3 protein-coding genes are annotated in these 9,095 nt (G+C 53.0%); all 3 read left to right on the forward strand.

All coding sequences use genetic code 11. The annotated features are described in order from the left end of the window. Positions 1 to 164 precede the first annotated feature (164 nt). Entirely contained in the window at positions 165 to 2,891 is a 2,727-nt protein-coding gene (locus EII14_RS08845) for a TonB-dependent receptor (protein ID WP_124932167.1), read from the forward strand. 85 nt (positions 2,892 to 2,976) lie between these two features. Further along, complete coding sequence (locus tag EII14_RS08850) at positions 2,977 to 4,398, forward strand: choice-of-anchor J domain-containing protein (RefSeq protein WP_124932168.1); 1,422 nt, start codon at positions 2,977 to 2,979, stop codon at positions 4,396 to 4,398. 223 nt (positions 4,399 to 4,621) lie between these two features. Continuing rightward, on the forward strand, positions 4,622 to 8,650 hold the full coding sequence (locus tag EII14_RS08855; RefSeq protein ID WP_158608366.1) for a sialidase family protein: 4,029 nt from the start codon (positions 4,622 to 4,624) through the stop codon (positions 8,648 to 8,650). Positions 8,651 to 9,095: the final 445 nt, after the last annotated feature.

Consider the following 9,095-nt stretch of genomic DNA (forward strand, 5'->3'; position numbering starts at 1 on the left):
AGCAGGGGGAGATCTTCATAGGGTAAAGATACAAAAAAAGAAAGAATTGACAAAATAAAAAAGAAAATAGTTTTGCAGAGGTCTCATTTATCCTATTTATTTTATTAAATTCGCCTCGTTGAATGGCGTTTTACACATTATTTCCCCCTAAAATCTTTCGAATCATGAGAAAACGAATTTTGCTTATCGTGATCATGGCGGCACTCTCCATGGCATGGAGTGTTCGCGCCGTGTCGCAATCCACGGTGAAAGGCGTTGTCGTGGACAGCGAGACCAACGAGCCTATCGTTGGTGCAACCGTGACATTGCAAGGCACAAAAAATGTTGTCTTCACCGACGACAACGGACGCTTTACGCTCAAATCGCCCAAGACGAAAGCGATTTTGCAATTCACCTGCGTAGGCTATGAAAACCTCATGTTGCCGATAAATCGCTCCGGCGAATACGACTTGGGATTTGTGCCACTCGGCATTGCCACCGTTCTCCTGCGCGATGCGGTGGTCACGACGCGTGCCGTGGCACGAAAAACACCCGTGGCTCTCACCACCATCGGCAGCGTGATGATTGAAGAACGCATCGGTGCGGCCGACTTCCCCAAAGTGCTCGAAGTTTCGCCCGGCGTTTACGTGACACGCGGCGGAGGAGGATATGGCGACTCGAAAATCAATATGCGCGGTTTCAAAAGCGAAAACGTGGCCGTGTTGGTCAATGGTGTTTCCATGAACGACATGGAGTGGGGCGGCGTGTATTGGTCGAACTGGGCAGGATTGGCCGATGTGGCTTCGTCCATACAGACGCAACGCGGATTGGGCGCGGCCAAGGTTTCGACCCCCTCTGTGGGCGGATCGATCAATATCGTGACCAAAACCACCGATGCCAAACGCGGCGGATTTGCTTCCTATGCAATCGGCAACGACGGCTACAACAAACTCCTCTTCAACGTCTCGACCGGACGCACCGCCGACGGCTGGGCTATCACCTTGCTCGGAGGCCGAACCGCCGGCAATGGCTACATACAAGGCACCGAGTTTGAAGGGTGGAACTATTTTGCATCCGTATCCAAAGAGTTGGGCAAAAACCATTTGCTCACATTCACCGCATTCGGTGCACCGCAATGGCACAACCAGCGATCGGCCTACGACGGCCTCACCGTCAAAGGCTGGCAGGAAGTGGGCAAATACATGCCTATCGGACAGCAATATCGCTACAATCCGACCTACGGCTTCGACAAAAACGGCCAACGCCGCACCTCGTCGAAAAACAGCTATCACAAACCCCAACTTCAACTCCAACACCTCTGGCAGGTGAACAACAGATCGTCACTCAATACCGTGCTCTACGCTTCCATCGGAAACGGATGGGGACATAGCGGACAAGGCACCGCGCCTTACAGCTCGGCATGGTACGGATCGAACAACGGAGTACTTAACCAACAATTTCGTCGCGCCGACGGCACGTTTGATTATGGAGCCGTGCAAACGCTCAACGAAAACTCCGAGAGCGGAAGCCAAATGGTCATGACACTTAGTCGCAACAACCATAAATGGTATGGCCTCGTTTCGACCTACACCAAAGAGGTGTCGCCAAAGTTCAACTTCTATGGCGGCATCGACCTCCGCTACTATGTCGGAACGCACACCAACGAAATCTCAGATCTCTATAATGGAACCTACTATATCGACCGCTATCGCAAAAACGTGAAACCCGCAAACTACGACGGTGCCGGCACCGATGCTTTCGTCTACAAGAAGCTCACCGTGGGCGATGTGGTTTACAGAGATTACGACGGTCATGTGGCACAAGGCGGATTTTTTGCCCAAGGAGAGTATGACTGGCAGAACCTCACCGCTTTCGTGTCGGGTGCGGCCAACCTTACCTCGCAATGGCGCGTAGACCGCTTCTACTACGACAAAGACCACCAAAAGAGCGACAAAGTAAACAAAATAGGCTTCACGCTCAAAGGCGGTGCCAACTACAAGTTTCCCGGTATCGACAGCTTCGGCGGTCAGCACAACGTCTTTGCCAACCTCGGTGTCATCTCTCGCGCACCTTTCTTCTCCGGAGGAGCTTTCTTGGCCTCGACCGTGTCCAACCAAATCAACCCCGACGCCGTCAATGAAAAGATATTTTCCGTCGAAGCCGGATACACCTACCACACGGCCGCTTTCAACCTCAATCTCAACCTTTATCACACCCAATGGAAAGACAAAACCATGGCCAAAAGCTATGAATTTGTGAACCTTTCCGGCAATGCCGACCGTGCCACCATCAACATGCAGGGGGTGAACTCCGTGCACAGCGGTGTCGAGGTCGATCTTGACTACAAACCCTATAAATGGATGTCGCTCAACGGTATGCTTTCCGTGGGCGATTGGCGTTGGACGAACAACCCCGTGGGCTATTTCTATGACTCCGCAGGGCAGCCCATGACCAAAGAGAAAACCGTGGCTTCCGGCATTCAGGCCGCCGACCACGCCCAAATGGTCATCAATCAGAAAGACGTGAAAGAAGGCGGTTCGGCACAATTCACGGCCGGCCTCGGTGTCAATCTTTATCCCTTGGAAGGAGTGCGCCTCGGATTGCAGTGGAAATACTTCTCCGACTACTATGCCGACTACACCGTGTCGTCCAACGACATCACTCTCGGTGGATCGAAAACCTTCACCACCCCTTGGAAAACACCGGCCTACGGACTCTTCGACCTTTCTGCCGGTTACAGCTTCAAGATGGGCGGAAACAACGCCACCCTGTCGGGCAATATCGAAAACCTCTTCGACCAAGAGTATATCAACGAAGCCTACGACGGCGGCAGCCACGATTGGGACACGGCCTATCGCGTGTTCTATGGTTTCGGCCGCCAAATGTCGCTCCGCCTCAAAGTCAATTTCTAAAACGAACATGACGCGATCGCTCCGCTTCTGCTCCGAAAAAAGAGGATGAAGCCTCGGCGACACATGTTCCTCAAAACGTTTCATCATGAAAACAACAGCATATCTCGCGCTCTGGGCGGCACTCTCCCTCCCGATCGCGTGCGACTACAACGAGAAGTTCGACGGCTTCGTCGAAGGCCCTCAACCCATCGACATCAAAAAGCTCGACTACACCCTCACGCCAGCCGACTACAAGGCCGTGGCCGAAAACAAACACAACCTCGCCCTCGCCCGGGAAGCCGGAGAGGAGGCCGAACTCAAAGCCGTGGTCAAAACGCTGCGCTTCACCGAAAAAATCACCGCCGCGCGCTATCTGCCTGCTTTTTTGCACGAACGTTGGTTCACGGCCGACGACGGCAGTGCCATTCACGTGACTTACGATCAAAAAATAGCAACCGGCGGCGATGCCTTCAACGTAGATTTTGAAGAACTCGAAGATAAGACAGTGGCTCCTGCCGTCATCGCGGGCTGGACGGTTTCCACCACTGCCGGAACGGCTCATTGGGAGAGCCGCTTCCGCAACGGCAACAACTATTTGCAGGTTTCGGCCTATAAGCAACCCGGCGTTTCTCAAACCTATGCCGTGACACCGGCCATTGCCGTGGAAGACGGCATGCACCTCTCTTTTGATGCCCTCTATGGTAATTATAAAGAAGAAGGCGGCCGCCTCAGCCTTTTCCTTCTCGAAGGCGAAACCGACTTTTCTGCCACCGATGTTTCCACGATCACTTGGACGAAAGACCTGAGCAAGAACGTTTCGATCGAGAAGCCGGCTGGAACTTATGGTACGTTCAAGCAATCTGCCCACATCGACCTCTCGCCCTACAAAGGCAAAAAGGTGCATCTCGCTTTCCGCTACGACGGCGACGGTTCCAAATCGGCTACAACGACCATTCAGCTCGACAATGTCCTTGTGAGCAACAAGGTGGTGACGGAAAGCTCCGTCAAAGATCAGTTCGTCCGTGTTGAGGGACGTTGGAACTACGACCCCTCCTCCGTCGTTCTGCTCTATCCCACCAAAAATCCCACCACCGTGGCTTATTTCCAAGCCGGTGTCGATTGGGTGAAGGAAAACATCGATGCGCCCCTCGGTGTGGAAGCCGGCAAAGGCTACGTCAGCAGCTACGGCAACAATGAGTACTACTCCGGCCTTTCCGCCCACTACGGCAACGTGGATCTCCGTCCCGCCAAGGCGCGCGACCAGTATGCCAAAGGTTTTGAAGGACTCGACGATGCCGCCGTTTCCGCTCTGTTGGAGCGTCATCTTCAAGAAACGTTGGCCGGTGCTTTGGCCAAACTTCATCCCGACGTGGTTCCGGTGAAAGGCATCGACGTCATCTACACGCTCCGCTTCGGAGTTTATGTCGGTACGTCGCTCGCGCCCGAACAGCTCACCCACGAAATCAAATTCAAATGTGTGGACAAGGGCAAGTTTGAATACGTGCCCGACAGCTATCGCGCACTCTGAACAACGCCATCACATCTCCGACGGTTTTTCGTCGTTCGTGCTCCTTTCGTTTTACCGCGAAAGGAGTTTTTTTGACGGTTGCGTCAGCGCGTGCCCGAAAAATTATAAAAGGTGTATAAAAACGAGTTATCTACCATTTTGTTCGTATATTTGCACAGACACTAAACTACACTCACTTGGCATCTTATATATTTTATCCTTAATTATTTTAAGTATCACAAACATGAATTTTAGACGCAATCTTATCACGATGGCGATTTTCGTTATGGGGCTGTTCTCGGCTTCGGCTCAGATCACTCCGGTTTCCGAAATCGTCACCACAACGCTTTCCGGCAATGCCTTTGCCCGCGACACCCGTTGGTATACGTTCCATATCGGAGCTTCCGGTTATCTCATATCCCAACCCGATGCAACGGCCGATCACATTTCGCTTTCGCGTGTCGTCAGCGGCCTTGAAGATAAAGATCTTTGGTGTTTTGTGGGCAACAACGAGCAGGGCTACGAAATATTCAACAAGGCCGCCGGCGCGAATAAAGTATTGTCGGCTCCGGCTCAAATGTCGGGCACGACGGGCGCAACGGCCTTTGTCGTGCTCAAAGATCGGAACGCCCTAAACGGGTATCGCTCGAAATGGAAAATGGTCACTTCTTCCAACATCGCCGGCCAAGCCGGGTTTTATCTGCATCCTGTCGGAGCGGTGAAGCATAAGATCAACAATCGAGACGGAAAACTTGCATTTTGGGATGCCGGTGCCGATGCCGGATCGACGGTTCGCTTTGCCTTTGCCCAACAAGAAATGCCGGTGAACTTATCGTCGGGAGCTTTTGCCCAAAATGCCAATTGGAATACCATTTGGCGTTCCAAGCAAACTGCCCCTCGTTTGGAATTGAACTCGGAGTATAATAATATGACGGCCGCAGGCACACAGATAGCGGCCTACCGCGGTAAGCAAAAAGATCCGCAGCCTTATACGATCGATGCCGGAGAAGGAAACATTATCGTCGGTTTCTCTTTCGATTTCCAAAACCACAATAACCATACCGTCGGGCTTGCCGTGAAGGCCGGAGATGTGTCGATGACCTCTTCGACGTCTTCGCAACATTTGGCAGTGGCCGATCTGAACGCCCAAACGGCCGTCTTTTCGATCGGAACGGATAACAAAGGCATTGTGTTGAACAACTTCTATGTGAAAGTGCGTCGTTTTCTTCCGCCGACAGAACCTTCTTTCACCGTTTTCGACAACTTCAAGACCACCGTGCCTTATCGCATTCCGGCCATAGCCACGGCACACAACGGAAACCTCATCGCCATGGCCGACTATCGCCACACCGGTGCCGACATCGGCATGGCACACAACGGACGGCTCGATCTTCACATGCGCATTGGCCGCAACAATGGCAAGAATTGGGAGGACGTGCGCGTTTTGGTGAACGGAAAAGGAGCAAATCACGGAGGAAACGAATTTTATGTAGCCTTCGGAGATCCTTGTATCGTGGCCGATCGCGAAAGTCCGAAAGTGCTTGTGCTCAGTTGTGCCGGCAACGTGAGTTTCTTCAACGGCACGCGCGAACGCCACCAAAGCATCGCCCATTTCGTCAGCAATGACAACGGCGAAAGTTGGAGCGAGCCCATCGACCTCGAAAAGCAATTTTACGAGCCTCTCGACAACGGTAAACGCGGTCCCGTACGTGCCATGTTCGTCGGATCGGGTAAAATTCATCAAAGTCGATACATCAAAGTCGGCAACTACTATCGGCTGTATTGTTCGACACTCGTGCGCGATGTAAACAACACCTATTGCAACTATGTCTATTATTCCGACGACTTCGGCAGCCATTGGAAACTGCTCGGATCGCCCGACTTTCCGGCCATTCCCTCCAACACGGACGAACCCAAGGTGGAAGAACTTCCCGACGGAAGTGTGATTTGCAGCGGACGCACCAACGGCGGACGTCAATACAGCCTTTTCCGTTTCACCGATGCCGAAAAAGGACAAGGACATTGGGAAGCGATGACTTTCTCCGGCAATGCCAACAAAGGAACAGTCGCTCTCGGCAACAGCACCAACGGAGAAATCTTGATCCTCCCCGCGGTGAGAAAGGAAGACAAAAAAGTGGTTTATCTTGCGCTTCAATCCGTACCTTTCGGCAGCGGTCGCTCCAATGTGGGCATCTACTACAAGGAGCTTGACGGCTACGACGACTACAAAAACTCCGCCGCTTTCGCCGCCAACTGGGATGGCCGTCATCAGGCTTCCCACATCGGCTCGGCCTATACCACGATGACGCTCCAAAAAGACCACAACATCGGCTTCTTCTACGAGGAAGAGGGCGGCCGGTCGGGAGGCTACAACATGGTCTACAAAAACTACTCCGTAGAGCACATCACGGGCGGACGATACACCCACGACGGAACCATCGCCACCGCCGACCGCTTGCATGCCGACATCGACCACCTCAAAGGAGCGTTGCGCAGCGAGATCGCACAAGCGGCCACGCGTACCAACGGTAGCGACTTCTTTTCCATACCTCAATCCGCGATCGACGAAGCCCAAGCCGCTCTCGATGCGATTGTCGTTTCGCCCGAAAGCACAGAAAGCGAATTGACCGCTGCATGCGAAAAGGCGCGCACCGCACTGCAACATTTTCGCCACCGCATCGTCACCGAAAGCATCCGCCCCAAGGCCGGCGATAAAATCGTCATGAAAAATCGCCTCCACAACACCAAATATCTCGGTGCGTCAATGAGAGAAGACAAAATCGACACCCCCACCTCCATCAGCCATCGCACCGTTTGGGAACTGGTCGAGAGTGCCGTTGTCGGAGCGTTCTATCTCTACAACCCCTATCTCAACCGCTACATTCAGGCACTTCCGGCCAAGAATGACACTCCCATCCTGCTGACTTCCGATAAAAACTCGGCTGCACCTTATCTCATCACCAACCCGACCGATCAATACGCGGCTTTTTCGCAAATCAATCCGCTCAATGCCGATCTCAGTTGCATACACATGGTCAATCGAGGCACCGCGGTGAGGTGGAGAGAAAGCTCCGAAGGATCACAATTTGTGCTCACCAAAGCCCCCGAAACTTTTGAGCATGTATGGCTCAACGATCTCCGCAACGACCTTGCAGCCAACATTGACGCGGCCGAACAGCGTATCAAAGGAAAAACGCCCGTGGGCAACTCGTTGGGCGAATACAACAACGACCCCGCTCTCTTCTCGAAAGCCCGGCAGTTGGTCGCCTCCTCGTCCGATGATGTCGCAGCCATAGTCGCTGCCATTAAAGCCTTGGACAGTGAGATTGGTTATTGTCTGCCGAAAGCAGGAAAATTTTATCGTTTCATAGGAAGTGTTTCCGGAAAATACATCGACGCCGTCGCCAAATCGGGCAGCAACGCTCGCATGAATGCTTCCGCAGGCAATTCTCCCACCGGCATCTTTTATCTCGATCGGGAAAACCGCCTCCTCGCCTACGCCACCGGCACCTATTTCTTCAATGCCTCCTCCGTCGGTGCACTCAAAGCGGCTGCCAATCGCCTCACCTTTGCTCTCCCTGCCGGCAATGGCAAGACGGGGCGATATACGATCTATGCCGGTGACTCCCAACGTTGGCTTTACGACAATGGAAATCACGCCGACAGCAAGGTCGATCGCAACAGCACCTATGCCGACCCCCACTGCGATTGGATCATAGAAGAAGTCACAGCTCTTCCCATCACTCTTTCCGACTATGGATATACCACGCTCTATGCCCCTGTCGCACTCCGTATACCCCAAGGTCTGAGAGCCTATGTCGGCTCTATTTCCGAAAACAACACCCACCTCCGCCTCACGGAAATCCAAGCGGCTATTCCCGCCCATACCGCCGTTTTGCTCGAAGGTGTGCCCTCGCAAACGTATGCTCTGACGATCGGTGCAGACGACGTTCCTCCTGCCGTTCAAAATGCATTGAAAGGCGGTATCGAAAGTTTGCCCCGAACGTCTGAACTCCTCACGCTCCAAAACTTTGATGACCCCGGTTTCTATCGTGACTCCAAACCCACCGTCGACGGATTTCGCGCCTTTCTCCCCCTGCCCTCATCGGCTGTTGACCACCTCCTGCTCGACTTCGGAAATATCACCGGCCTCTCTCCCGTCGCCCCTCTCCCCCTCTCCCCTTCGCGCATCTACGACCTTTCCGGTCGCCGTCGCGAACATTTGCAGAAAGGGTTCAATATCGTCGATGGCCGCAAAGTGTACGTCGAATAACGACACCCCATGAGAGCAAACGCTCCCATGTTCACCGGAGTAAGCCAAGGCTTTTCCCACAAGAAGTAGGTGTCGGACATGAACGGACATTAGATTTGCTCTTGTTTTTCGTCCGTCTGCCGTCGGGCAGAAAAAGTGTGGCGGGCTGCGCGACTGCCCCCGACCGTCGCAGAGCGGAAACAGGAGCAAAGAGGATGTTGCAGAACAATCCGCGCCCAACGAAGAAATATCGTTTAATTTTCAATGCCTGCTTACACAAGCAGTAGCTTTTCTCATTTCTCCCCATGGGGCTGCGTCAATCGAAGCGTTTGACGCAGCCCTTTTTTTGTTTTTCCGGACATCGGTCATCGCTTTTTTGGCTTAATGGTCAAATGTACTCCTGAAAGGGGGCATAATGCTCTCTTTTTCATACCTTTGGAGGTGTTTATAATGCTATAATGGAATA

The organism is Alloprevotella sp. OH1205_COT-284 (assembly GCF_003859795.1).
In the GTDB taxonomy this organism is placed as follows: Bacteria; Bacteroidota; Bacteroidia; order Bacteroidales; family Bacteroidaceae; genus Alloprevotella.